We start from the raw sequence: 25,195 nt of genomic DNA on the forward strand, positions 1-25,195 counted from the left end.
GAATTTTAAATCATTTTTTTGTAAAATCACCTACCTGGGAGTTACGTATGGACGCATGGGAAAAATTCAAAATAGCAATAAAAAAAGACGGCCTTGTGAATGAAGGAGACAGGATAATTTTAGCTGTCTCAGGCGGGCCGGATTCTGTTTGTCTGACGCACCTTTTCTGGAGGCTGGCAAAGGCCCTGGATTTAGAACTGGTGATCGTTTATTTTGACCACGGCTTGAGAGTACAGGCAAAGAAAGAAATATTTTTTATTAAAAAGTTAGGCGGAAAACTAAATATACCGGTACAAGTCCGGGTATTGAAAGTAAAAGAACATTCAAGCCAAAATAAAGTATCTATAGAGACCGCAGGCAGGGATCTGCGTTATCAGGAACTGGATAATGTCGCAAAGGAATTGAAGTTCAATAAAATCGTGACAGGGCACAATGCAAATGACAATGCGGAAACTGTCCTTATGTGGCTGATCCGGGGGACCGGGGCAGAGGGACTCTCAGGTATACCTCCCAAGCGCAAAACAAAAGGGAACATTGAGGTTATCAGGCCGATTTTATCTGTAACAAGAAAAGAGATATTAACTTATCTCAAACGCCAGAAGATGTTTTTTTGCATAGACCGTTCAAATTTTGACATTGACTATACAAGAAATAAGATAAGGCACGAGCTTATCCCAATGTTAAACAAATATAATAGTAACGTAGTAGAGCATCTTTATAATCTTTCAAGAATAGTTTCCCGTGAAAATACGTATTTAAATATGCTTTCACAAAAGGCGCAAAAGAATCTGGTTTCGGTATCAAAAAACAAAATCTCACTTGATTTAAAAGGATTTTTTGGATATAATAAGGCAATACAAAATCGAATTATAAAAAATATTTTGCCGCAGAAACGGTCGCAACTCCAAATTGAACGTTTAATGGATTTTTTGTCCGCCCCTCATAAAAAAAATATTCATTTTTCCAGTAATTGGGAAATAGAGAAGTCCCCCGGGAAACTGGTAATAAAAAAGTTAGTGCAGGCATAATGGCGAAAAACAAGAGCATAGAAGTTCTTTTAACCGCAGCACAAATCAAAAAAAGAGTAAAACTCCTTGCCAAAGAAATCTCGAGAGATTACAAAGGCGCAAAATTAACCGTAGTTCCGATACTTAAAGGAAGTATTTTATTTTTTTCTGACCTGTTAAGGAATCTGAAAGTTGATTGTGTGATAGATTTTATTTCGGTCTCTTCGTATAAAGCCGACAGATCAAAAGGCATAGTCAGGCTGTTAATGGATTTAAGGCAAAGCCCGCAAAATAAACATATATTGATCGTAGAAGATATAGTCGATACAGGGTACACGCTGGATTATCTTTGTAAGAATTTAAAGCAGAGGCGGCCGCTTTCTGTCAGAACCTGCGTACTTCTTGATAAACCTTCTTTAAGAAAAGTGCCCGTAAAGATCGATTATAAAGGGTTTAAAGTGCCGGATAAATTCGTTGTAGGCTACGGGCTAGATTACAAAGAAAAATATAGAAATTTACCTTTTATAGGAATATTAAGGGAAATTAATTCGGAGGTTGTTAATAATGAAAGATAAGAATCGTTTAGGCCTGGTTGTCTGGATAGTGATTTTCGGCATTTTACTTTATTTTATCCAATCTGTACGGAAAATGAACCTTGAGCAGGAACTCCCTTACTCAACTTTCAAGAAGTATTTAAAATCGAACCAGGTGCTTGAAGTTACGGTCGCAAATGAAATGATCAAAGGCAAATTCAAAGCTCCGGACGGGAAAACCTTAAATTTTAAAACAATTCCGCTTAATGATCCGAAACTCGTAGAGGAACTTGAATCATATAATGTTTCGCAGTTTTCAGGCACTATAGAGCGCAACTGGCTCATGGCTCTTCTTCTTAACTGGGGCCCTATGATACTCTTGATCGCTTTTTGGCTTTGGATGATGAAAGGGATGCAGAGCGGCGGAAGGCAGGTAATGTCTTTCGGCAGGAGCAAGGCAAAACTGCAATCGTCTAAAAATATGAAGATAACTTTTGCCGATGTCGCGGGCTGCGACGAGCCTAAAGAGGAGTTAAAAGAGATCATTGAATTCTTAAAAGACCCCGCAAAATTCCAGAAACTTGGCGGAAAAATACCCAAAGGTGTACTGGTATACGGCGCTCCGGGCACTGGAAAAACCCTTTTAGCTAAAGCTGTCGCAGGAGAAGCGGGTGTGCCGTTTTTTTCATCAAGCGGGTCTGAGTTCGTGGAGATGTTCGTAGGAGTCGGTGCGTCCCGTGTAAGAGACCTTTTTGACCAGGGAAGAAGGAGCGCTCCGTGTTTGCTTTTTATCGATGAAATAGATGCCGTAGGAAGGCACCGTTTTGCCGGCATAGGCGGCGGGCATGACGAAAGAGAACAGACGCTTAATCAGCTCTTAGTTGAAATGGACGGGTTTGATACGAAAGAAGGGGTTATTTTAATAGCGGCCACGAACAGGCCCGATGTGCTTGACCCTGCATTACTTCGGCCAGGCCGGTTTGACAGGCATATAGCTGTTCCTACGCCTGATCTAAGAGGAAGGGAAGAAATATTGAACGTACATACCCGCACAGTCAAAGTTGCCAAGGAAGTTGACTTGAAGGTAATAGCAAGGCGCACTCCAGGTTTTGTAGGTGCCGACATAGCGAATTTAGTAAATGAGGCTGCGCTCCTTGCTGCAAGAAAGAACCGGCCCAGTGCCATAATGGAGGATTTTGAAGAAGCTATCGATAGGGTATTAGCAGGGCCTCAAAGGAAATCAAGGTTTATATCTGATTACGAGAAAAAAATAATAGCTTATCATGAATCAGGCCATACGCTTGTAGCAAAGTTCACCCCGGGGGCTGACCCTGTTCATAAGGTCTCTATCATTTCAAGAGGCCCGGCTTTAGGCTACACTTTACAGCTCCCGCTGGAAGACAGGTACCTGACCACCAAGAAAGAGATACTTTCAAGGCTTGCGGTTTTCCTCGGAGGCCGCGCTGCTGAACAGATGATGTTCAAGGAAATAACCACCGGTGCTCAAAACGACCTATCCAAGGCGACTGAAATGGCGATGAGAATGGTAGTAGAGTTCGGCATGAGCGATAAAATAGGCCCGGTGTCGCTTAAAAGACCGAATGAAGAAATATTCCTGGGCCGCGACATTTCGCGCGAGCCAAGGTTTTCAGATAAAACCTCGGAGATAATAGATGAAGAAGTAAAACGCATAGTTGAAGAGGCGGAAAAGCGGGCTGAAGACATATTAAAAAAACATAAAGATAAACTGCAGGCACTTGCAGAAAGGCTCATAGAAAAAGAGATCCTGGACGGAGAAGAAGTCGAGCTCCTGGTAAACGGAAAAACAGAAAAAGCCGAAAAACAGGAGAAAACAGAAAAACCCGAGAATATCGACAAAGCCGAAAAACCCGAGCAAAAAAAGGAAGCCGTAAAAGAAGATAAAACTAAAAATATAAAGCAGGACGATAATACAACAGGAGACCTGTTCGGATAAAAAAATCATTGAAAAATGAAAAATTCAAAATTAATGTGCCCACTCCGGCGGATTTATTTAAAATAATCCCGCAAAGCGGGATACAACAATTTTGCATTTTACAATTTTCATTTTTCATTTAAGTTAGGTCGCTTTTGGCGATATAGTTTGCGGGAGTTAACCTTGAATAAAAAGAAAGCTGAAAAGGCTATTTCACTGCTTCTCGAAGCGTTCGGAGAAGATATAAACAGGGAAGGTTTAAAGAATACTCCCTGCCGGGTCGCAGAATTTTATGAAGATGCCCTTTCGGGGATGAAGCTCAAACCTGCCGACGTCCTGAGCGTGTACTATGAAAAAGAAGGGCATGAGGAAATAGTTTTGGTCAAGGACATCCCTTTTTATTCTTTATGCGAACACCACCTGCTCCCTTTTTTCGGGAAAGTACATGTTGCTTATATACCTAAGAAAGACCGCCTTTTAGGTGTGTCAAAACTCGTTCGTGTAGTCGATATGTTCTCAAAGAGGCTGCAGCTTCAGGAGAGGATGACCAAGCATATCGCCGATACGATAATGCAGATAGCAAAGCCTTACGGGGCTATGGCGGTAATAGAAGCTGAACATTTATGCCTGACCATGAGGGGAGTAAAAAAGCCCGGCTCAAAAATGATAACCTCTGCGATGAGAGGCATCTTTTTAAAGGACGCGAGGACAAGAAGCGAAGCTATGGCGCTTTTAAGATAGAGGGATTTCCGGTTGAAAGCCAGAATAATAGAGATCAATAAAGAATCAGATGCGATAGAAAGAATAAAAGATACCGGTGCAGATTTGAGTTCTTTGAAACTTATGTCTTCTAAAACGTTGTTCAGGAATATCCTTTTAGAAAAGATAGACAACAGAGCTGCGAATTTAATCAAGCAGGAGATACTTTCTCTCGGAGGGGATGCCGCTGTAAACTGGCAGGTCAGCAGGTTTTCTAAAGGGGTTTCCGATGTCTTATTGATGGCAACGGAAAAACAGTTAAATTCTCTCATTAAAAAGTTTGAGAAACAGCCTTTCGGGTTAAAATTGCTGGCTAAAGAGATAGGGGCCGTTATCCTAAACTACAAAAAAGAGGAGTTTCGCTCAGGGGGCATAAATATCTCTAGACAAGGCCCTCTTGTCATGGGGATACTTAATGTAACTCCGGATTCTTTTTCCGACGGGGACATATATTTCGATGTAGAAACCGCACTAGAACACGGCCTTGATATGGTAAAAGAAGGCGCAGGGATAATTGATATCGGCGGCCAGTCAACAAGGCCCGGGTCAAAGCCCGTCAGCGCAAAAGAAGAGATAAGAAGAATAGTGCCTGTAATAAAAAAGCTGGCCAAAAAGATAAGGATACCTATTTCCGTTGATACATACAAGCCTGAAGTCGCACAAGCAGCGATAGATTCCGGCGTAAGAATGATAAACGATATTACCGGTTTAAGATATAAAAACGGGCTTATGGCAAAAGTTGCCGCCAGGAACAAACTTCCTGTTATCATAATGCACATGCAGGGAAACCCCTCCAATATGCAGGATAACCCGAAGTATAATGATGTGGTAGCAGATATAGCTGATTTTTTTGACAAAAGGATAGATTTTGCGGTGGAGAGTGGAATAAAAAGCGATAATATTCTCCTTGACCCGGGTATTGGTTTTGGAAAGACCCCGGATCATAACCTTCAAATATTAAAAAGGCTAAGAGAATTTACTTCTTTTGGAAAACCTCTTGTTGTGGGGACTTCCTTGAAAGCTTTTATTGGAAAAATCCTTGGCGGGATACCCGCAGGAGAAAGGCTGTCCGGAAGCCTGGCAAGTTTTGTCTGGGCGAGCTTGAACGGTGCAGGTATTTTAAGAGTGCATAACGTAAAAGAAGCAGTTCAAGCTTTAAAAGTTATTAAAGCAATTAACGAATTACAAACAAAATAATGAAAAATATAAAATGAGTGTATTTGAAATTTTGGATTTGTTCGGCCGGGATTTGACGTTTTGGGATTTTGTCATTGTTTTGTTGGGATTTATTCAGCGGAGCTAACAATGGAACTGATCAGGTTTTTGTGGTTGAATTATGTGGTAAACATTATCGATATACTGATGGTAGCCTATATATTTTACAGGCTTCTTCTGATTATAAAAGGCACAAGAGCTGTCCAGATCGTAGTCGGAATACTCATATTGGCTGTTGTAACGGTGCTCGCAAAAGAGGTTTTAGGCCTTAAGGCCTTAGGCTGGCTCCTGGACAAGTTCTGGCTGGGTGCTGTTGTAATACTTGTCGTGGTTTTTCAGCCTGAGATACGTTCGGCTCTTGCGCTGCTCGGCAGCCACAGATGGGGAAGGATACTGATATCAAAAGAATTGAGTTTTATTGAAGAAATAATTGAAGCCATAAAAGACTGCAGCAAGAAACAAATAGGAGCGCTGATAGTCTTAGAACAGGACGTAGGATTAAAAACCTATATAGAAACAGGGATATTCATAAATGCGCAGGTCAGTAAAGAGCTTATAACTACTATTTTTAACCCGAAATCTGCCATGCATGACGGAGCCCTGGTACTGCGAAACGAACATTTGATAGCTGCCAGATGTATACTCCCGTTAAGCCATGAACCGATAGTTTCTATCCTCGGCACGAGGCACAGGGCAGCTATAGGGCTTAGCGAGATATCTGATTCAATAATAATCGTGGTCTCTGAAGAGACCGGCAAGGTCTCCACAGCGTACAAAGGAAGGCTTGAGTCGGATATTGACCCGGAAGACTTGAGAAAGAGGCTGATAGCATTATACAGAAAACGCGGAGAAAGCGTTTTGTTCGGCTAGCGCAGCGTACCGTAACAGAGGATCTTATGGGAAATATATTAAGAAAGATAAAAGAGAATTGGCAGTTGAAATTAATAGCATTGTTCCTGGCATTGATACTGTGGTTTATTTTAAATAATGTAAGGTAAAAAGGGTCTTTCAAGACCCGATAAGGAGACGAAATAAATGCCTAAATTAGGCGTAAATATCGATCATATAGCCACGCTCAGGCAGGCAAGGAAAGAAAAAGAACCCGACCCTGTAGAAGCTGCGGTTATCTGCGAACTTGCAGGTGCAGACGGAATAACCGTTCACTTAAGGGAAGACAGGCGGCATATCCAGGACAGGGATGTTCAACTGCTTCGGCAGACCATAAAATCAAAACTTAATTTGGAGATGTCTATAGCAAATGAAATAGTCGATATTGCACTTCAAGTAAAACCGGATGATGTCTGCCTGGTCCCTGAAAAGAGGCTGGAACTTACCACTGAAGGCGGTATAGACGTAGTCAGCCAGAAAGAAGTTTTTGAATCTGTCATAACAAAATTAAAAAATGCAGGTATAAGAGTAAGTCTTTTCGTCGACCCGGACGAGGCTCAGGTAAGTGCGGCAAAGGTCGTAGGAGCCGATGCTGTCGAGCTTCATACAGGCAGATATGCTCAAGTATTTAACTATAGGCCCAGAGATAACAGGCTGGTTATAGAGGAAATTGAAAGGCTGAAAAAAGCCGCGAAAATAGCCAGGAGTTTCGGCCTGACGCTGAATGCCGGGCACGGGCTTGATTATAAAAACGTTGGGCCTGTTGCAAGTATCCTTGAGATGAATGAATTGAATATAGGTTTCTCTATAATAGCGCGTGCGGTGTTAGTGGGACTGGACCGAGCGGTTAGAGAGATGAAAGAATTGGTAAGATAGACTTCAGACCTCAGACTACAGACCAAAAACAAGTTAGGCTTTTAGTCTGTTGTCTGTTGTCTGTAGTCGGAGGTAAAATGTGCGGGATAGTGGGGTACATAGGTTCTAAACAGGCAAGTGACGTTATAATCGACGGATTAAGTCGCCTTGAATACCGCGGGTATGATTCTGCCGGGGTTGTAGTTATTTCCGGTGACAAGATAGAGCTTAGAAGAAGCGAAGGAAAACTGGAAAAACTGCGTAAGATAGTAAATAAAATGCCTGTAAAGGGGAGCTTGGGTATCGGCCATACCAGGTGGGCTACCCACGGTAAACCGAGTGAAGAAAATGCCCATCCTCATACTGATTGCACGGGGAAAATAGTAGTTGTTCACAACGGTATAATTGAAAACTATGTAGAATTAAAAAAGAAATTAATAAGTGAAGGGCATAGATTCAAATCCGAAACGGACACGGAAGTTGTGGCACATATCGTAGAAAAGTATTTTAAAGGCAATTTACTTGAAGCAGTATTTAAAGCTTTAAACGAGATAAGAGGCTCTTATGCTTTAGGCATAATATCGGCAGACGACCCGGGGCATATCATAGCTGCAAGGCAGGATGCGCCGCTTATAGTGGGTTTTGGAAAGGGCGAGAATTTTATCGCATCCGATATACCGGCTCTTTTACCCTACACAAGAGACATGGCCTTTTTAGAAGAAGGAGATGTGGCGGAACTCACAAAAGACCGCGTCAGGGTATTCGGGAAGGATAGGAAGGAAATAAAAAGAAAGGTCCATAATATAACCTGGGACGCTATCCAGGCTGAAAAAGGCGGGTATAAGCATTTCATGCTCAAAGAGATCCATGAGCAGCCGCAGGCTATCAGGGAAACATTTCTGGGCAGGCTGTACCCGGAAGAATCACGCGTAAATTTAAAGGAAGAGATCGACCTAAGCGAAGCAGCACTCAAGAAAATTTTTAAGATTTATATTGTCGCCTGCGGAACGTCGTACCACTCAGGGCTTGTAGGGAAATTCCTTTTTGAAAAACTTGCCGGCATACCCGCAGAAGTGGATATAGCTTCGGAATTCAGGTACCGCTCACCGGTGCTCGGCAAAGATACGATGGTAATAATAATCACGCAGTCCGGAGAGACCGCAGACACGCTTGCCGCACTCAGGCTTGCAAAAGAAAATAAATGCCAGACCCTTGCCATATGTAACGTCGTGGGCTCTACTGCCAGCAGGGATGCGGATAATGTAATATATACGAGGTGCGGCCCCGAGATAGGTGTAGCTTCAACAAAGGCTTTTACCGGACAGTTGACTGTGCTGTACCTATTGGCTATTGACTGGGCCATAAAGAAAAAAATGCTCTCCAATTACGAAATAGATAGATTGATCAATGAATTCTGGGAAATCCCTTTAAAAGCAAGTGAAGTGCTAAAGCTTGAAAAAAATATTGAGGAGCTTGCCAAAGAGTTCATGAACAAAAGGGATTTTTTGTATCTCGGCAGACATTTAAATTACCCGATTGCTCTTGAAGGAGCTTTAAAGTTAAAGGAAATATCCTATATTCACGCCGAGGGCTACCCCGCAGGCGAAATGAAACACGGGCCCATAGCCTTGATAGATGAGAACATGCCTTTATTGGTAGTTGCCACGCAAAGCAGTATTTATGAAAAGATATTGAGCAATATAGAAGAAGCAAAGGCCAGGGGCGGTATTGTGATAGCGTTGGCAACAAAAGGGAACAACGATATAAAAAACAGGACTGACCGGCAAATATTCCTGCCTGAAGTCGATGAAGTTTTTTCGCCTCTCCTGAACGTTATCCCGATGCAGTTATTTGCTTATTATGTAGCTGTATATTTGGGATGCGATGTCGACCAGCCTAGGAACCTGGCAAAGTCAGTAACTGTGGAGTAAAGGAGTTTGCCCAACTGGTTCTTGTTTCGGCTGCGGAAACTGTATTTTTGGCTGCAACTTCGAAATCTTTTCCTAACGTAGCTCTGCTACGCTTCGTCAAAGATTTCTTTGTTTCGCTCAAAAATCCTGCTTCCTCGCTGCGAAACCGGATCAGCTGGGCAAACTCATTGATATTGGCAGGAGCAATGATAATTACATCACTAAACATGATAAATAGGAAATAAAATGAGAGTGGGCATAGACATAGTTGAAGTAAAACGTATAGAAAAACTTATTAAGAACAGGAAATTCCTGAAAAAGATCTATACAAACCAGGAAATCGGTTATTGCAAGGACAAAGTCAATAAAGGGCAGCATTTTGCCGTAAGGTTCGCCGCAAAAGAAGCTGTCTGGAAGGCGTTAATGGAAAAGAGTATCACACATAAAGATATAGGCATAAAGAACCTGGCCGACGGAAGGCCTGAGGTTTTTATTAAAGGCAAAAAAAGAAGAAATATAGATATTTCGCTTTCTCATACAAAAGACCATGCGATAGCCTGTGCAATTGTTGATAAATAAATCCAATGTCTGAAAAAAAAATAACTTCAAGTTTTGTAAGGTCTTTGATATTAAAAAGAAAAAGGGATTCGCATAAAGGCGATTACGGCCATGTCCTTGTAATAGCAGGGTCTCTTGGCCTGGCCGGTGCAAGTGTGCTTTCTTCTTTTGGGGCGTTACGCTCAGGTGCCGGGCTTGTGACAGTTGCTCTGCCGGAAAGCCAGCAGCCTATAGTGGCAAAAAAACTGCGGCCTGAAATAATGACGCTTTCTTTAAGCGAGACGAAATATAAGACAATAAGTTTGAAGGCATTTGATAAGATACTTGGGTTTATTGATAGAAGAAAAATCACTTCGGTTGTCCTTGGCCCCGGGCTTGGAGTAAACGATGAGACGGCGGCTTTAGTAAAGAAGCTTTTGTCTAATATTAAACTGCCCGTGATTCTTGATGCAGACGGGATCAACTGCATCAAAAACGGTAAGCAAGCACTTAAGATACCTGTTCTTAAAAATGCGAAAGCGAATATAATCATAACACCGCACCCGGGGGAAATGTCGAGGCTGACAGGGATCCCTGTAAAAAAAATAAATAATAACAGGGCTTATATAACAAAGGCATTTGCTAAAGAAAACAAAGTTATCTGTATCCTGAAAGGCAACAGGACCGTTGTAAGCGACGGGAACAGCTCTTATATTAACGCTACGGGAAATCCGGGTATGGCAACTGCCGGGTCAGGCGATGTTTTAAGCGGGATGATAGCTGGTTTTATCAAGCAGGTCAAAGAACCAAGGTTGTTGAATGCAGGGCTTGCTGGAGTATTTATACACGGACTTGCCGGAGATATAGTTGCAAAAGAAGAAACTGAGATAGCTTTGATAGCCGGAGATATAGTTGAAAAGATACCTGATGCAATAAAAAGAATTATAAATGGATAATAAAATTAGTAAAAATTTGATCTCTATAAGAAGGCAGATACATACAAACCCGGAACTCAGTTCTTGCGAGTTTAAGACCGCGGCTTTTATAGAAAAAAAATTAAAACAGGCAGGGATAAAAACCATAAGGCTGGCTAAAACCGGTGTCATAGGAATAATAAACGGCACAGGGACGGCAAACGGCAAAAAGAGGTCTTTTGCACTGCGGGCCGATATAGATGCGCTGCCTATCAAAGAAGAAACAAATAAACCCTATGCTTCTAAAAATTCTGGAGTCATGCACGCTTGCGGGCATGACGCAAACACTACTATCGTTCTTGGCGCAGGGTTTTTGCTTAACAGGGAACGAAGAAGTTTTAGCGGCACGGTTAAACTGATTTTTCAGCCCAGCGAAGAAGACGGCAATGGGGCTGCGGCGTTGATCAAAGCAGGAGTGCTTTTAAACCCCAGAGTAGAAGCCATCGTAGGCGTCCATGTAAACCCCTGGCTCAAAACCGGCGAGATCGGGCTTAAATATGATGAAATGATGGCTGCTGTGGATAAATTCAACATTGAGATACTCGGCAACAGCGGGCACGGGGCATATCCTCATCTCGGCAAAGATGCTGTAGTAATAGCAAGCCAGGTCATTAATTCTATCCAAACGGTAGTTTCAAGAGAAACAGACCCTACTGAGCCGATAGTTATTACAATCGGAAAAATACAGGGAGGGAACAGGTATAATGTTTTGTGCGGAAAAGTTGAACTGGAAGGCACGGTAAGGACTTTGAATGAAAAACTTCACAGGTTGGTCCCTAAGATCATAGAAAAAAAGATAAAGTATATAACAAAAGCTTATGGGGCAGGATACAAGTTCAACTATGAAGTAGTGGGCTACCCGCTTCGGAATACAAAAAAGATATTAGAGTTGTGCAAAAAAACCGGGGAGAATATATTGGGGAAAAACCGGGTAAAAATACTTAAAAAGCCGTCTATGGGCGGTGAAGATTTTTCAGAATATCTCCGCCAGGTGCCGGGATGTTTTGTGTATTTAGGTAGTTCGAAAAAAAACTCATATTCCTGGCATCACGAAAAGTTTGATATAGATGAAAATGTCCTATCAAACGGAGCAAATCTCCTGTTTGAAATAGCTAAAGAATTTTTAAATAGTGATAAATGATAAATAAAGCCCGTAACCCGTAACCCGAAACCCGTTCTTGCAGGTTGCTGGTTACGAAATACGGGTTACGAATTTGGAGGTAAAAATGTTAGCGGTTATTTTTGGTTTATTGTTTGCAATTATGGGTATCTGGGGAATTGTCACATGGTGGTCAGATTATATAATAGTTTTAAAAGGACTTGTGCCGTTCATGCTTTTTTGCGGGGGTATTATATCGATAATAGTTGGTATAAGTGCCATCTCGGATTCCTTGAAATCAAAAGAATCTCCAGGTAGAGAAGAAAATATAGAATAACAAAAGCTATGTTAAAAAAGAAGTTAAAGATAAATAAAATAGGAGAATTTGAACTTGTAGAAAGAATAAAGAAAATAATTTATCCCGCCAAAAGGGGTAACGGCAGGTTAATAATTGGTCCGGGTGACGATGCTTTTGTTTCTAAAATATCCCCGGATTTTTTGCTGGTTGTAACAAAAGATCTTTTGATAGAAGACGTGCATTTTAAGCTTGGCTGGACAACTGCGCAAGACCTGGGTTATAAAGCAATAGCAGTGAATTTAAGCGATTTAGCAGCCATGGGTGCGGTTAGACCGTTATATGCCCTTGTGGGTATAGCACTCCCTGGGGATATCTCTGTGGATTTTGTGGAAAAGTTGTATATAGGTATGTGCAAAATTTCTGATAAATATGGTTTAAAGATAGCCGGCGGCGATACGACATCATCTAAAAAACACATTGTAATATCAATCACTTTGTTAGGTGAAGCAAAGAAAAAACACATATTGTTACGTTCAGGCGCAATGCCTGGCGACCTCATAATGGTTACAGGCACGTTTGGAGATTCTGCAGGAGGTCTTTTTTTGCTTAAAAGAGGCATTAAAAAGCCTAAAAATTATCAAAAATACCTAATAAACAAACATAGACTTCCGGAGCCAAGAATAAGCCAGGCCCATAAAATAGCAGGATCCGGGCTTGCTACAAGCATGATAGATTCCTCTGATGGTTTAGCGGCCTGTGTTAACTTTTTATCTAAGGAGAGCAAGTCTGGGATGCGTTTAGATCTTGAAAAAGTGCCTGTTTCAAAACAATTAAATGAACTGAAAAAAGATTTCAACGAAGTTGATTTGCTTGATTATGCTTTAAAAGGCGGAGAAGATTACGAACTTGTTTTTACTGTTAATCCTAAAAATCTGAAAAAGGTAAATAAAATCCTGCCCGGTGCAAGAGAGGTCGGTGAAGTTACAAAAGATAAGGGTATAAAGTATTGTCTTTATAATAAAGAAATAAAACTGGAAATTTCAGGGTACCAGCATTTCAATTAAAAGGATCAAAGACAGCTCTTTTATAAGCTCTTCTGCCAAACAGACCATAAAGGTCGGCAAAGATTTTTCAAAACTTCTGAAAACCGGTGACCTGGTCTGTTTAAGCGGAGAGCTCGGCTCAGGCAAGACGACTTTTGCAAAGGGTATAGCCAGAGGTTTCGGGATAAAAGAGTTTGTAAGAAGCTCAAGTTTCGTTATAGTTAACGAATACAAAACAAAAAATATAAAACTTTATCATATAGACCTTTACCGTTTAACTGCGAAGAGCCTGAAGAATGTAGGGCTTGAAGAATACTTGAACACCGACGGGGTCAGTATAATCGAGTGGGCAGAAAAGATAAACTATAAGAAATTACACGGTTATTGGGATGTCAAAATAACCTGGCTTGGTGATAAAAAAAGGAAAATAGCGGCAAGTTATAACAAATGATCCCAGCCCCTCCTGGAAATTTCTTAATATCAGGGGTGCCAGGGAAATAATAAAAATATTATTTTTGCTTAAATTCTTAGGAGGAGCTGGGTGACCATTCTTGCAATTGAAACATCAGGGAAAACGTTCAGCATAGCTGTCGCACAAAACGGAGAGTTAGCCGGCGAGGTTTTTTGGAATTCGGATTTTACCCATTCTGAGAAGCTTATCCCTGCTATCAAGTGGTTGTTAAATAACCTAAATTTAAAGATAGAACAGGTCCAAAAAATAGCTGTTTCAACAGGCCCAGGAAGTTTTACAGGGATACGGGTAGGAATGTCCTGCGCAAAGGTCCTGGCGCAAAACCTGGATGCGGAACTTGTTTGCGTTGATACATTTGACATATTGTCAAAAAGCGTGAACGCGGACGGTTGCCTTGTAATCCCGGTCATAGATGCCTTAAGAGGCGAAGCCTTTGTCAAATTAAACAATAAGGCAGCTCTATATACAATAGAAGGCCTTGCTAAAAAAATAAACAGCATAAGCTCAAAAGTAGCACTGGCAGGAAGCGCTCTTGTAAAAAATAAAGATAGATTAAAAAAACTTATGTCTAATAAGAAAAAAGTGATCTTTTCAAATGTCTATTTTCCGAGAGCCGGTGTTCTTGCATTGATGGCAGGAAAATTAAAAAGTATAAATTATAATATGGCAAAACCGCTCTACATAAGACAGTCTTGGGCGGAAGAAAATAAATAGCGGATAGCGTGCAGCGGATAGCGTATAGTTTACGGCAAAAACATAAAAGTTTATGGCTTTTCTATACGCTAAACGCTATACGCTCTACGCTAATTCGGAGGTTCAAAATGGATTGGGGAATGGAAAACCGTTTAAAAGGGCTGATCAAAAGCGACGGCAGATGTTTTTTTATGCCTATTGACCACGGGTATTTCCAGGGGCCGACAAGCTGCCTGGAAAAACCGGGTGAGACTATAAAACCGCTTATGGAATATTGCGATGCTTTGTTCGTTACAAGAGGTGTCTTGCGCTCGGCTGTCCCGGGTTCCTTAACCAAACCTGTCATATTAAGAGTTTCAGGCGGGACAAGTATGGCCGGAAAAGACCTTGCAAACGAAGTTATTACTACTTCCATAGAAGAAGTAATAAGGTGCAATGCAAGTGCGGTAGGAGTATCAGTATTCGTAGGCAGTGATTATGAAAAAGAAACTCTTCTTAATCTTTCGAATATGGTTAACGAATGCGAGAAATACGGCATACCTGTCATGGCAGTAACGGCCGTGGGAAAAGAGGTTGAAAAAAGAGAGGCAAGGTATCTTGCCTTGGCCTGCCGGATAGCTGCGGAACTGGGGGCCAGGGTAGTCAAGACCTATTGGTGTGAGAAAGATTTTGAGAAGGTAGTTTGTGGATGCCCGGTTCCTGTTGTTATGGCAGGCGGCCCGAAATGCGAGACTGAAAAGCAGGTCTTTGAATTTGTCTATGACGGTCTCCAAAAAGGTTCCATAGGCATAAACCTCGGAAGGAATATATGGCAGAGCAAACATCCTGTTGCTGTGGCTAAGGCACTTGAAGCGATAGTCCACAAAAAAGCAAAAGTTAAGGATGCGGTTGAAATATTTGAAGAAACAAAAAAGAAATAACAAATAACAGACTGCAGACCACAGACCACAGGAAGGCACAAAAAGGTTTTGAGTCGGAAGTCCGCAGTCTGTGGTCTGAAGTCTGATTCTGGAGTTAATATGCATGTAGCGATGTATTATAACAATAAGGACGTACGGCTTGAAGAAATGCCGACCCCTAAAATAAAAGAGGGGGAGATCTTAGTTAAGGTCCAGGCAAGCGGCATTTGCGGCAGCGATGTGATGGAATGGTACAGGATAAAGAAAGCGCCTCTTGTCTTAGGCCATGAAATTTCCGGTGAAATAGCTGAGGTTGCCCCGGGCGTAAAAGGATATAAGGTAGGTGAAAGGGTTTTTGTTTCGCATCATGTCCCGTGCAACGAGTGTAAATACTGCCTGAACGATCACCATACCGCCTGCCAGACCCTGCATACGACAAATTACGACCCGGGCGGTTTCTCGGAATATATAAGAGTCCCAAAAGTCAATATGAAGTGCGGTGTTTTTAAACTGCCTGATTCGGTTTCCTACGAAGAAGGTACGTTCATCGAGCCTTTGGCCTGTGTAATACGGGCACAAGAAAAGGCAGGTTTTAAAAAAGGACAGAATATAGTTATTCTTGGTGGAGGTATATCCGGTATTCTTCATTTAATGTTAGCCCGTGCAAACGGGGCAAATAAAATAGTAGTAACGGATGTCAATAAGTACAGGCTGAAAATGGCAAAGGAGTTAGAAGCGGATACTGTTTTAAATGCAGCAGAAGATGTGCCTTCCTTGATAAAACAAGTTTTCGGCGGAAATCTTGCCGACCAGGTGATAGTCTGCGCAGGTGTGTTGACAGCTTTTGAACAGTCGTTAAAATGTGTTGACAGAGGAGGCGTAGTCCTGTGTTTCGCCACTACGCAGCCGGGTATAAACCTGGCCCTCCCATTAAATGATTTTTGGAGAAATGAGATAACAATAATGCCTTCTTACGGGGCAGCCCCTCAAGACATAGAAGCGGCTATCGGGCTATTAAAAGCTAAGAAAATTGACGTAAATAAAATGGTGACTCAGAGGCTTGAGTTAAAAGACACCGGCCTGGGTTTCAAACTCGTAGCTGAAGGCAAAGAGTCTTTAAAGGTCATCATTGAGCCACAAAAGAAAAGTTGATACAGAGACTTCACGTGCGGGTGTTCATCTTAAGCCTGTTCAGTTCCTGAAGCATCCAGTTATAAATAACTTCAGATTTTAGTTTATTTGCATCATCGCTAAAGTGTATCTTATCATCTTTGTGTAATCTAAACCTTGTTATATCTTTTCCGAATTTATTAAAATAGCCCGTCAAGTCCAAATACCTTATCCCTGCCTGTTCCAGGCTATCGATTGTTGCCTTGTACTCTCTTTTCTCCGTATCATTATATTCATTCAAAGGTTTTAGATAAGGGAAAACAATGCCTAAGACCCTGTCCCCGCTAAAGTCTTTGACCTGATTTAGCCTGCTTACGGAATCGAAATCCTTTGAATTTTTGGTGTTTTCAATTATTTTATTGCTTATATAATTTTTTACATAGAATCTATACAGGTATGAATTTTGAAAGAGAAACGGGTCAATACTGAGAGTTAACAGAGACAATGCCTTGCCATCATTTACTTTTATGGCATAGGCTGTCCTCTCTTCCCATAAATCGTCTACTTTAGTTAAAAATGCGATATTAGAACCTTCCATATCATTAAGACAAAACCCTATAAGTGTCAGGTCCGGTTCAAATTGCCGGGCTTTATACTTCATATACGCAAAGTAATTGTACAACCCCCATCCTCTGACCGCACAATTCAATATTTCATATTTTCCATTTCTGTTTAATTTGTCTTCAACGTATTGGCTCCATTTGCCGAGCTCTGTTATGGAATCTCCCAACAAAAGTATCCTGAAAGCATTTTTGGGTTTTGTCAGGGCATATTCTTTATCTTTCATGCCGAATGAATTTATTTCCTTGTTCGCATTGGGGATAAATTCATATCCGAGGGTTTTTGAATTCCTTAATACGTTATAATCAGGCTCTTTGTTTGTGAAATTGATGGTCATGGCATCAAAGCTGTATTCTTTGTTAAAATGTAACAGGATTTCTGCTAAAAAAAGAGAGGTTAAAACCGCAAGAAGTAAGGATATGGTTATAAAAAATATTCTTTTCATTGTAAAATCAGTGAGATGGTTTAGACTTAGCTCATAATGCAAAAAGTCCCAGAGCATTTTGTGTAGTAATAGTGGAAACTTCATCAATAGAGACAGACTTTATATTTGCTGTTTCTTCTGCAATTTGTGCTAAGTACGACGGCTCGTTCCTTTTACCCCTGAATTCCTGCGGAGGAAGGTACGGGCTGTCCGTTTCAAGGACCAGCTTATCAAGCGGGATTTCTTTTACAACGTTTCTTAGGACAGCGGCTTTCGGATAAGTAATAGGCCCGTCTATCCCAAGTAAAAAACCCATTTCTATAAGCCGCAGCGCTTCATTGACATTGCCGGAAAAACAATGTATGACGCCTTTTATGCTTGGGTATGGCCCGAGAATTTCGATAAGGTCTTTATAGGCGTCCCTGCAGTGGATTATGACCGGTTTACCGGTTTTTACGGCAAGCTCGATATGAAGTTTAAGGACTTTCTGCTGGACTTCTTTTGGTGAATGGTTATAGTAATAGTCAAGACCGGTCTCGCCTACTGCAACTGCTTTCGGGTATTTTAAAAGATCTTCAAGAGTTTTTAAAAGCTCCGGGGAAGCTAGTTTTGCTTCATGAGGGTGTATGCCAAAAGCGCAAAAAATACCCGGGTTCAGCTTGGCTAAGCGGAATGAGTCCTTCCATATATAGGGCTCGCAGCCGACCTCGACAATTTTGTTTATGCCGTTTTCAGAGGCTCTTTTGATGACAAGGTCCCTGTCTATAGAGAACTTCGGATCGGAAAGGTGTGCATGGGTATCAATTAACATACTGCAGACTACAGACCACAGACTAGAGACTAAAGAAGAGTCTTCCGTCTATAAATCAGCCTTTTAATAATTTATCTTTTCTTGGAAAAAGGTTCCCGGCTTTTTTTGTGGCATTTCCGGGCTTGGGGCCGGAGATCCGGATGCCATTAAAAAATTCTTTAGCAGAGTTTTCAATGTTTTCGTTTTCTCCTATCTGTTCCCATATATTAATGCTTATTTGGGGCATGAACGGATACAGAGCCACTGCCGCAGTTTTTATGCTTTCAACGAGGTACCATAATACACCAGGCAGCTGGGGATCATTTTTTTTAGCCATTTCCCATGGTGCATTATTTTGAATAAATTGGTTGGCAGAAGTTATGTGTTTTTGTATGACTTCTATTGCATAATGGAATTGAAGGTTCTCTAAATATTCGTTAAACTCTGCAATATTTATTATTTCTTCCATTCCGCCTGAAGGCGTGTATTTAGGGATTATTCCATTACAATATTTTTCGACCATCGTAAGGGTTCTTGAAACGAGGTTGCCCAGGTTGTTGGCGAGGTCCGTGTTATATCTTTCTGTCAGCGCCTGCCAGGAAATATCGCCGTCACTACCGAACGGGAACAGTGAAACAAGAAGGTACCTGGTTGCATCAACGCCGAATTTTTCGATCAACTCTCCTGGTTTTATGACATTGCCCAGGGTTTTAGACATTTTCTCGTTATTTATCGTAAAAAAACCGTGGGCGAACAATTTTTTAGGAAGCGGAAGTTCAAGCGCAAGTATCATGGCGGGCCAGATCACGCTGTGGAACCATAGTATGTCTTTTGCCATTAATTGGACGTTTGCCGGCCAGTATTTTTTGAATTTTTCCTCGTCCGTGCCGAAGCCTATCCCTGAAAGGTAATTTAGCAGGGCGTCTACCCATACGTAAACGGTCTGTTCTTTGTCAAAAGGAAGCGGGATACCCCATTCAAGAGCAGCCCGGGAAATGCTTATGTCTTCAAGGCCGAGTTTTAATTTTCCTATCGTTTCGTTCCTTCTTGTTAAGGGAAATACCGCGATATGTTTTGGGTGGTTCTCGTTCGAGAGCATTTCAAGGAGTTCATCCCTGAATTTTGACAGGCAGAAGAAGTAATTCTCTTCAGAATGTTCTACGGGTTTCTGCCTGTGGTCTGGGCAGCAGAGGTTTTCGTCTAAATCTGTTTTTGACAGGAATTTTTCGCACGGCACGCAATAAAGTCCTTCATATTTTTTTTTATAAACCATTTTTTTATCGAATAAGTGTTTTAAAAATATCCCAACCGTCTTTTCATGGTTCAAGTCCGTGGTGCGTATAAACGAATCGTTGGTAATGTTCAAGCTCTTCCAGGCATTCTTAAACTCACCCGATACCTGATCGCATAATTCTTTTGGTGTCCGGTTTGAGTTTTTTGCCGCCTGCGCTATCTTTGCGCCGTGCTCGTCTGTCCCTGTAAGGAAATAAACATCGTCGCCTATTAACCTATGCCATCGTGCAAGGATGTCCGCAGCTACGGTAGTATAGGCATGCCCTAGATGAGGCAGGTCGTTTACATAATAGATGGGTGTAGTGATATAGTATTTCATAGTTACAAATTCAATGTAAAATTATCATTGCAAAATTAGCATTTCAAAATTAAAATCAAAAGCTTTATAACTTTTGCATTGCTAATTGTTAATTTTGCATTTTGCAATTAAATCATGTCGCCTTTGGCGACATGATTTGTAGTTACAACCCAAGCTTGTCAAGTATCGTGTGGGAAATCTTTGAAAGCGGGTATGTTTTTGTTTGCTTGTCTTTTAATTCAACGGTAACTTCTTCTTTAAGTCCCATAACCGACACTACGGTACCGGGGCCGTCGGGAGTGCGGACCTTGCTTCCGACTTCAGGGACTTTCTTTTTTATTTCCGTGTAGTTCTGCTGTTCATAAGCAAGGCAGCACATGAGCCTGCCGCAAAGGCCGGAAAGTTTTGTGGTGTTCAAAGCCAGATCCTGTTCTTTGGCCATGTCGATTGTAACAGAAGAAAAATCTTTTAGGAACCCTTTGCAGCACAGTTCCCTGCCGCAATGGCCGAGGCCTCCTATCATTTTCGCCTCGTCTCTAACACCTATCTGTACCATTTGTATCCGCGTCTTAAGGATATGCCCCAGGTCTTTTATTAATTCCCTGAAATCGACCCTTGTTTCAGCAGTGTAATAAATGAAAAGCTTTGACCTGTCGAAAGTATACTGCACGGTCGTCAGCTTCATGTCAAGCTCATGGTCTTCGACTTTCTGAAGCACCATTTTCTGAGCCTGCAGGTTCTTTTTTTCATTTTCTATCAAACGGTTCCTGTCTTCAGGCGTAAACTTCCTGATAATCTTTACTATGGGGTCTTTCGGTTTTTCGATCAACTTTTCTTTTTCAAATATCGTACCGGTCTCTTGCCCGTGTTCTGTCTCAACTATCACGCAATCTCCGATATTCAAATCAAGATGGCCCGGGTCTCCCAGGACCTTGTCTTTAATCCTTCGCATTATCAAGCCTGTGACTACTGGCATAATTTGCTCCTGTCTACATTTATTTCATATTGTTTTTTAATTTCAAAAAAGCCAAATCCAGCGCCATTTGTCCGTTCACATTAGCCTCTAAGAGGTTCAGGGAATTCAGCACAGTTTCCACGCAGGACCTGAAATAGGAAGGGTCCTGCCTGAAATCCTGTTTTACAAGCATAAGCAGCTGTGACAAGAACTCAAAAGGAGTTTTTGAGTATTTCTGGCTAAAAGACATGGCTTCAATGGTTGAAAAAGATTTATTTTTTATCTTTTGCCAGACCAGGCTGGTTTCTTCGAGGTCTTCTTCCATATGAAATACCGCATCCGCAATAGACCCTTCGCAGATTCGGGCTAAATTACCGGCTTTTTCTATAGAAAGAGAATAATTTTTTATGAGGAACCCGGAAATTTCCTTTTCGGATAACGGATTGAATATGACTATCTGTGTCCTTGATACTACAGTAGCCGGAAGGTTGTCTTTATGCAGGGCAAGAAGTATTATAATAGTCCACTGCGGAGGCTCCTCCAGGGTTTTTAGAAGGCAGTTGGCAGCATCCGTCGTTATCTTTTCAGCGGGTTCCAGGATAAATATTTTCCACTTGCTTTCAGAAGGCTTTAAGGATACTTCCTTCTGCACGGCTCTTATGGTGTCTATCTTAAGGGCTTTTTGTTTTTCGATGTCTTCGTCTTCAAGCCTTGCCTGCCAGTTGAAGTCTATGATCTGAACGTCAGGGTGCAAGGAATTATTTATTTTATTGCACGGTATACAAGTATTGCAGGCCTCGATTTTGCCTTGGCTGTAACCCTTGCAGTTAAGGATCTTTGCAAGTTCCAGGGCAAACTTCTTGCGTCCCACGCCGTCGGGCCCCAAAAACAGATAAGCATGCGGTATCCTTTTTGATCCCAGCTGTCCTAGGACTATTTGTTTTGCCTTGTCTTGGTTTATTATATTATTAAAGCTCATTATTGCCACCAGGGTCGTATCAAAACCCTAAATACTAAATCCCCGCCTCGCCGGCGAGGCGGGCGAAACCCTAAAAAATTTCAAAAGCACAAAATTAAAAACTCAAAAACTTTTTTAGATTGCACACTTATCTTTAGTTTTAGATTTTAGCAATCTATTTACTACAGACACTATTTTTTTATGAGTTTCATTTATTTCTTCTGCCACGTTAATAACTTTTATCCTTTCAGGGTCGCTTTTTGCAAGCGTTAAAAATCCATCGCGTACTTTGTTATGAAAACAAATGTCCTCTCTTTCGATCCTGTCGCCGTTTTCATAAGATTCTTTCCTTAAACCGCGAGCTTTTTGAAGCGCGTTTTTTATGGGGAAATCAAGGTATATTGTTAAATCAGGGATTATCCCGTGAGCAGCGATAGTGTTCAGGGTTTTTATCATCTTCAGGTCAAGGCCGCGCGCATAACCCTGATAAGCCAGGGTTGAATCAGTGAACCTGTCGCATATTACAATTATATTATTTTCCAGGTTCGGGATCACGCAATATTTTACGTTCTGCGCCCTGTTTGCTTCATACAAGAGCAGTTCAGCCAGCGGATCAACTGAATATTCCGGGTTTAAAAGGATCTTTCTTATATTATCCGAAATATTGCTTCCGCCCGGTTCACGTATTGAAATTACGCCGTTATAACCGAAATTCTTTTTATCTTTTATATATTTTACCAATAGCTCAAGCTGTGTGCTTTTCCCGCTTCCATCGCCGCCTTCAAAGGTTATAAACAGCCCTTTTTTTATGTGCATGGAGTTAATCTTAACAAAATAATATTATAGTGTCAAAGTTTCCTCGGATGGAGCTTCACTTGAATGATAATGCAGATTTTGTTATAATTTTACAAGTTCCTTCGGAAACTTATCGATCATTCAATTTCACTCACGATGTTGAGTCCTTCGGCAGGGATATTCGGCTAAGCTCAAGCGAAGCCCTCAGGACAATAAGTGCAGTCGAATTGCAATGTCGAACCATAGAGTATTCCTATAGTATAAATTAAATGAATAAAAAACCTAATTTCTATCTTTTATTCCTTGTTATGTGCTGTCTTGTAAAAGCAAGCGCTTTTGAAGGCCAAAAAGCCGGGAAAAAAGCGGTTTTTTTTGCTGATTGGGGCAATGACCCTGTTCCTCAGGAAATTGTCAACGTTTTATATGAACACCCGGTCTTAAAACTCGCGGCCTCTTTGCCAAAGAATACACAAAACACCGAATCATTAAAACCTTTGATCGATAACGGACAGCTTGAAGTGGCCCTAACATTGCCTGATGAGCCCATACTTCCTTTGATCTACGAAACGGTCATATCCACAACTGCAATTGTTAAATTCGCATGGCAGCAGGACGTCTGGGATATAATAGCCAATGCAGGACAGAAATTTTATCAGGACTATTCCCTGCCTGCACACGGTTTATATATGCGCTCGGGTATTTTTTCAGATGTGCTGATACAGAAGTTACATTATATGGGATTACGCTGGGTAAATATGAACAAACCTGACGGTTTTGAGGACAGTGTATGTTTTAAAGATGATTTTGTGATTTTTATAAATAAAAAAGATAAATATAAAAATGCAAATGAATGCATAAAACTGATATACTTAAGTTCAGGGCCCGTAACCTGTGTTTTCTTTGATAAAGATACCCCTCTAACGCTTAAGTTCTTACTGGATTTTGCCAAGGAAATAGAAAAGGAAAAAGACGTAACTGAAGACAATATCGTCATGTCAACCCCGTGGCAGTTGTACTCTGACATGAAAGATATAGCAGCCAAAGCTAAAGCCCCCGCTATAAGTTCAGATCTAAAGCCATGGCTTCAAAAGCCCATTATGTGGTATTATCTAAACGAAGCAAGGAAGGTTGTAGAAGACTACAGGAATTCCGGCCAGGCCACAATGGACATGCTTGAGAAAATGAAAGGCGAAATATATCAATTATACAGGTATGAATTGATCGATGCGATACAGAAAAACCCAAAACCTGGAAACGAAGAATTGTTCCGGGCAGGCATTGCAAATGTTTACGGGCTGGCTAAGCTTCCTTTGCCGGCTTGGATAAATAATTCTCTCGATTACTGGTCTGCGGCAGCTGAAAAGTCATCCTACTCAATAGGCCTGCAAGAAGAGACATTAGAAATAAAAAATTCAGATTCCTCAAACGCAGGGATACATATAAAAAACTTCAAAGTTACGATGGGAAACGAAAACGTAATCTATTCTATCGGCTTGGACAGCGCTCCGGCTAATGCCTCTAACAGGATAGAGATATACATAGATTTAAATAATAAATACAGAGTAGGTTCAACAGATATGTTAAATGAAACCAATGCATTCCTGGACCCTGACGATGCCTGGGAACTTGCCTTAAGAGTGGAAAATGGAGTTGCCTGTCTATTCCGTTCAGGCAGGGATAAGCCGAAATTAATAAGAAAACTAAATGCTGAAGATTTAAACCATATAAGCATATCAAGAAACATCCTGAGAGGCAACCCCTTAAAATGGGGGTATCAGGCAATAATTTTAATGAAAAATCAGGGGTCAGAGACATGGGTAATTTCAGATTTTCTATCGCCTGATAAAAATACAAAACATAAGTTAATGAAGAAACCCGTGATTAATTTACCGGCATTAAGGTATATAGAAAAGTAAAATTCAAAATGCAAAATGAAAGATGTAGAATTAAGGTGCCTGCTATGGCGGACTTATTGAAATTAATCCCGCCATGGCGGGATACAACAATTTTGCATTTTACAATTTTCATTTTGCATATAAGTTAGGGCGCTTTGGAGGCCCTAACTTATATGGGAGCATTTATGTCAAAGGTATTATTTGTTTCAAGTGATGTCAAAATGGTTTCTTCATGGCAGGATGTGCTGCTTCTTGGAGGTTATAAAGTTGATGCCGCAATAACAGGCGAAGAAGCCGTAAAAAGGGCTTTGTCCGGAGCACCTGATATAATCCTGATAGATGAAAAAGACAGTTCAAGAGATATAATAATAAAACATCTAAAGAAAGAAATTAAAACGCGTGCCATCCCGGTGATGGACATAGAATCATTGGATATTACAAGGTCCGATATCGTTTTAAAAAATATCAGCGAAATCCTAAAGAAGAAAAAAGTACTGATAGCCGAAGATGACAGGCAGATGTCCAGTATCTTAAAGGCTGTCCTTGAAACTAGAAATTATGATATTAAGGTTACCTACGACGGGGCAGAGACTTTAAAAGAAGTCAAGTCCTGGCAGCCTGAGCTTTTAGTGCTGGACATAATGCTCCCGATAATTGACGGGTTTCATATTTGCCAAAACATCAACGAGGACCCCGCATACGAGTTAAAGCCAAAAGTCTTGATCATTTCGGGGAGAGAGAGCGACTGGGATAAGAATTTGGGCGAAGTATGCGGTGCCGAATGTTATCTTGTAAAACCGTTTGATAACTTGTATTTTTTGGAAAAGGTTCAGGAAATCCTGAATAATTAGCAGTATAGACAATTAAAAATGCAAAATGAAAAATTCAAAATTAAGGTGTCCGCTGCAGCGGACTTATTT

At 41.1% G+C, this 25,195-nt stretch carries 25 protein-coding genes; 19 read left to right on the forward strand and 6 right to left on the reverse strand.

The features are described from left to right. Positions 1-47: 47 nt before the first annotated feature. From tilS to LHV68_07960, 17 genes are all read left to right on the forward strand, one after another. Positions 48-1,028 (forward strand): tRNA lysidine(34) synthetase TilS, encoded by a 981-nt coding sequence (gene tilS, locus LHV68_07880; protein MCB4791790.1) that lies wholly within the window; start codon positions 48-50, stop codon positions 1,026-1,028. Beyond that, a complete protein-coding gene (hpt, locus tag LHV68_07885) occupies positions 1,028-1,582 on the forward strand; it encodes a hypoxanthine phosphoribosyltransferase (protein ID MCB4791791.1) in 555 nt (184 codons plus the stop codon). The genes tilS and hpt overlap by 1 nt, the downstream gene beginning before the upstream one ends. Next, a complete protein-coding gene (gene ftsH, locus LHV68_07890) occupies positions 1,572-3,515 on the forward strand; it encodes an ATP-dependent zinc metalloprotease FtsH (GenBank protein ID MCB4791792.1) in 1,944 nt (647 codons plus the stop codon). Before hpt ends, ftsH begins: the two co-directional genes overlap by 11 nt. 162 nt (positions 3,516-3,677) lie before the next feature. After that, complete coding sequence (folE, locus tag LHV68_07895) at positions 3,678-4,235, forward strand: GTP cyclohydrolase I FolE (protein ID MCB4791793.1); 558 nt, start codon at positions 3,678-3,680, stop codon at positions 4,233-4,235. Between the two features lie 12 nt (positions 4,236-4,247). After that, entirely contained in the window at positions 4,248-5,450 is a 1,203-nt protein-coding gene (gene folP, locus LHV68_07900; GenBank protein ID MCB4791794.1) for a dihydropteroate synthase, read from the forward strand. A 108-nt stretch (positions 5,451-5,558) separates the two neighbouring features. Continuing rightward, the gene (cdaA, locus tag LHV68_07905) at positions 5,559-6,338 is read left to right on the forward strand and encodes a diadenylate cyclase CdaA (protein ID MCB4791795.1); all 780 of its coding nucleotides are present in this window, start codon (positions 5,559-5,561) and stop codon (positions 6,336-6,338) included. 165 nt (positions 6,339-6,503) lie between these two features. Next, the gene (locus LHV68_07910) at positions 6,504-7,232 is read left to right on the forward strand and encodes a pyridoxine 5'-phosphate synthase (protein ID MCB4791796.1); all 729 of its coding nucleotides are present in this window, start codon (positions 6,504-6,506) and stop codon (positions 7,230-7,232) included. Positions 7,233-7,309: 77 nt separating this feature from the next. After that, a complete protein-coding gene (gene glmS, locus LHV68_07915; protein ID MCB4791797.1) occupies positions 7,310-9,142 on the forward strand; it encodes a glutamine--fructose-6-phosphate transaminase (isomerizing) in 1,833 nt (610 codons plus the stop codon). Between the two features lie 225 nt (positions 9,143-9,367). Further along, entirely contained in the window at positions 9,368-9,700 is a 333-nt protein-coding gene (gene acpS, locus LHV68_07920; protein ID MCB4791798.1) for a holo-ACP synthase, read from the forward strand. 5 nt (positions 9,701-9,705) lie between these two features. After that, positions 9,706-10,614 carry an NAD(P)H-hydrate dehydratase gene (locus tag LHV68_07925; protein MCB4791799.1) on the forward strand — a complete coding sequence of 303 codons (909 nt, stop codon included), beginning with the start codon at positions 9,706-9,708 and terminating at the stop codon, positions 10,612-10,614. Beyond that, positions 10,607-11,773, forward strand: a complete 1,167-nt coding sequence (locus tag LHV68_07930; protein MCB4791800.1) for a M20 family metallopeptidase — start codon at positions 10,607-10,609, stop codon at positions 11,771-11,773. The genes LHV68_07925 and LHV68_07930 overlap by 8 nt, the downstream gene beginning before the upstream one ends. 85 nt (positions 11,774-11,858) lie before the next feature. Further along, positions 11,859-12,068 carry a hypothetical protein gene (locus LHV68_07935; GenBank protein ID MCB4791801.1) on the forward strand — a complete coding sequence of 70 codons (210 nt, stop codon included), beginning with the start codon at positions 11,859-11,861 and terminating at the stop codon, positions 12,066-12,068. Positions 12,069-12,076: 8 nt separating this feature from the next. After that, entirely contained in the window at positions 12,077-13,093 is a 1,017-nt protein-coding gene (gene thiL / locus LHV68_07940) for a thiamine-phosphate kinase (GenBank protein MCB4791802.1), read from the forward strand. Between the two features lie 22 nt (positions 13,094-13,115). Next, positions 13,116-13,523 (forward strand): tRNA (adenosine(37)-N6)-threonylcarbamoyltransferase complex ATPase subunit type 1 TsaE, encoded by a 408-nt coding sequence (gene tsaE / locus LHV68_07945; protein MCB4791803.1) that lies wholly within the window; start codon positions 13,116-13,118, stop codon positions 13,521-13,523. Positions 13,524-13,613: 90 nt separating this feature from the next. Next, positions 13,614-14,258: a tRNA (adenosine(37)-N6)-threonylcarbamoyltransferase complex dimerization subunit type 1 TsaB gene (gene tsaB, locus LHV68_07950; GenBank protein ID MCB4791804.1), complete on the forward strand. Its 645-nt coding sequence runs from the start codon at positions 13,614-13,616 to the stop codon at positions 14,256-14,258. A 107-nt stretch (positions 14,259-14,365) separates the two neighbouring features. Further along, a complete protein-coding gene (lsrF, locus tag LHV68_07955) occupies positions 14,366-15,157 on the forward strand; it encodes a 3-hydroxy-5-phosphonooxypentane-2,4-dione thiolase (GenBank protein MCB4791805.1) in 792 nt (263 codons plus the stop codon). A 99-nt stretch (positions 15,158-15,256) separates the two neighbouring features. Further along, the gene (locus LHV68_07960) at positions 15,257-16,288 is read left to right on the forward strand and encodes a zinc-dependent dehydrogenase (GenBank protein ID MCB4791806.1); all 1,032 of its coding nucleotides are present in this window, start codon (positions 15,257-15,259) and stop codon (positions 16,286-16,288) included. Between the two features lie 10 nt (positions 16,289-16,298). Here LHV68_07960 and LHV68_07965 read toward each other — a convergent pair whose 3' ends face one another. The 6 genes from LHV68_07965 to tmk all read right to left on the reverse strand — a co-directional run bounded on the left by LHV68_07965 (position 16,299) and on the right by tmk (position 22,401). After that, positions 16,299-17,312: an SGNH/GDSL hydrolase family protein gene (locus tag LHV68_07965; GenBank protein MCB4791807.1), complete on the reverse strand. Its 1,014-nt coding sequence runs from the start codon at positions 17,310-17,312 to the stop codon at positions 16,299-16,301. A gap of 31 nt (positions 17,313-17,343) precedes the next feature. Then, positions 17,344-18,102, reverse strand: a complete 759-nt coding sequence (locus LHV68_07970; protein ID MCB4791808.1) for a TatD family hydrolase — start codon at positions 18,100-18,102, stop codon at positions 17,344-17,346. 55 nt (positions 18,103-18,157) lie between these two features. After that, on the reverse strand, positions 18,158-19,693 hold the full coding sequence (metG, locus tag LHV68_07975; protein MCB4791809.1) for a methionine--tRNA ligase: 1,536 nt from the start codon (positions 19,691-19,693) through the stop codon (positions 18,158-18,160). A 142-nt stretch (positions 19,694-19,835) separates the two neighbouring features. Then, positions 19,836-20,648 (reverse strand): stage 0 sporulation protein, encoded by an 813-nt coding sequence (locus LHV68_07980; GenBank protein ID MCB4791810.1) that lies wholly within the window; start codon positions 20,646-20,648, stop codon positions 19,836-19,838. Between the two features lie 19 nt (positions 20,649-20,667). Beyond that, positions 20,668-21,606 (reverse strand): hypothetical protein, encoded by a 939-nt coding sequence (locus LHV68_07985; protein MCB4791811.1) that lies wholly within the window; start codon positions 21,604-21,606, stop codon positions 20,668-20,670. Between the two features lie 114 nt (positions 21,607-21,720). After that, positions 21,721-22,401, reverse strand: a complete 681-nt coding sequence (tmk, locus tag LHV68_07990; protein ID MCB4791812.1) for a dTMP kinase — start codon at positions 22,399-22,401, stop codon at positions 21,721-21,723. Between the two features lie 248 nt (positions 22,402-22,649). Between tmk and LHV68_07995 the strand changes: the two genes are divergently transcribed. After that, positions 22,650-24,296 (forward strand): hypothetical protein, encoded by a 1,647-nt coding sequence (locus LHV68_07995; GenBank protein ID MCB4791813.1) that lies wholly within the window; start codon positions 22,650-22,652, stop codon positions 24,294-24,296. A 164-nt stretch (positions 24,297-24,460) separates the two neighbouring features. Further along, complete coding sequence (locus tag LHV68_08000; GenBank protein MCB4791814.1) at positions 24,461-25,126, forward strand: response regulator; 666 nt, start codon at positions 24,461-24,463, stop codon at positions 25,124-25,126. Positions 25,127-25,195 lie beyond the last annotated feature (69 nt).

Origin of the sequence: Candidatus Liberimonas magnetica (assembly GCA_020523885.1) — a bacterium.
Lineage (GTDB): Bacteria > Elusimicrobiota > Endomicrobiia > Endomicrobiales > JAFGIL01 > Liberimonas > Liberimonas magnetica.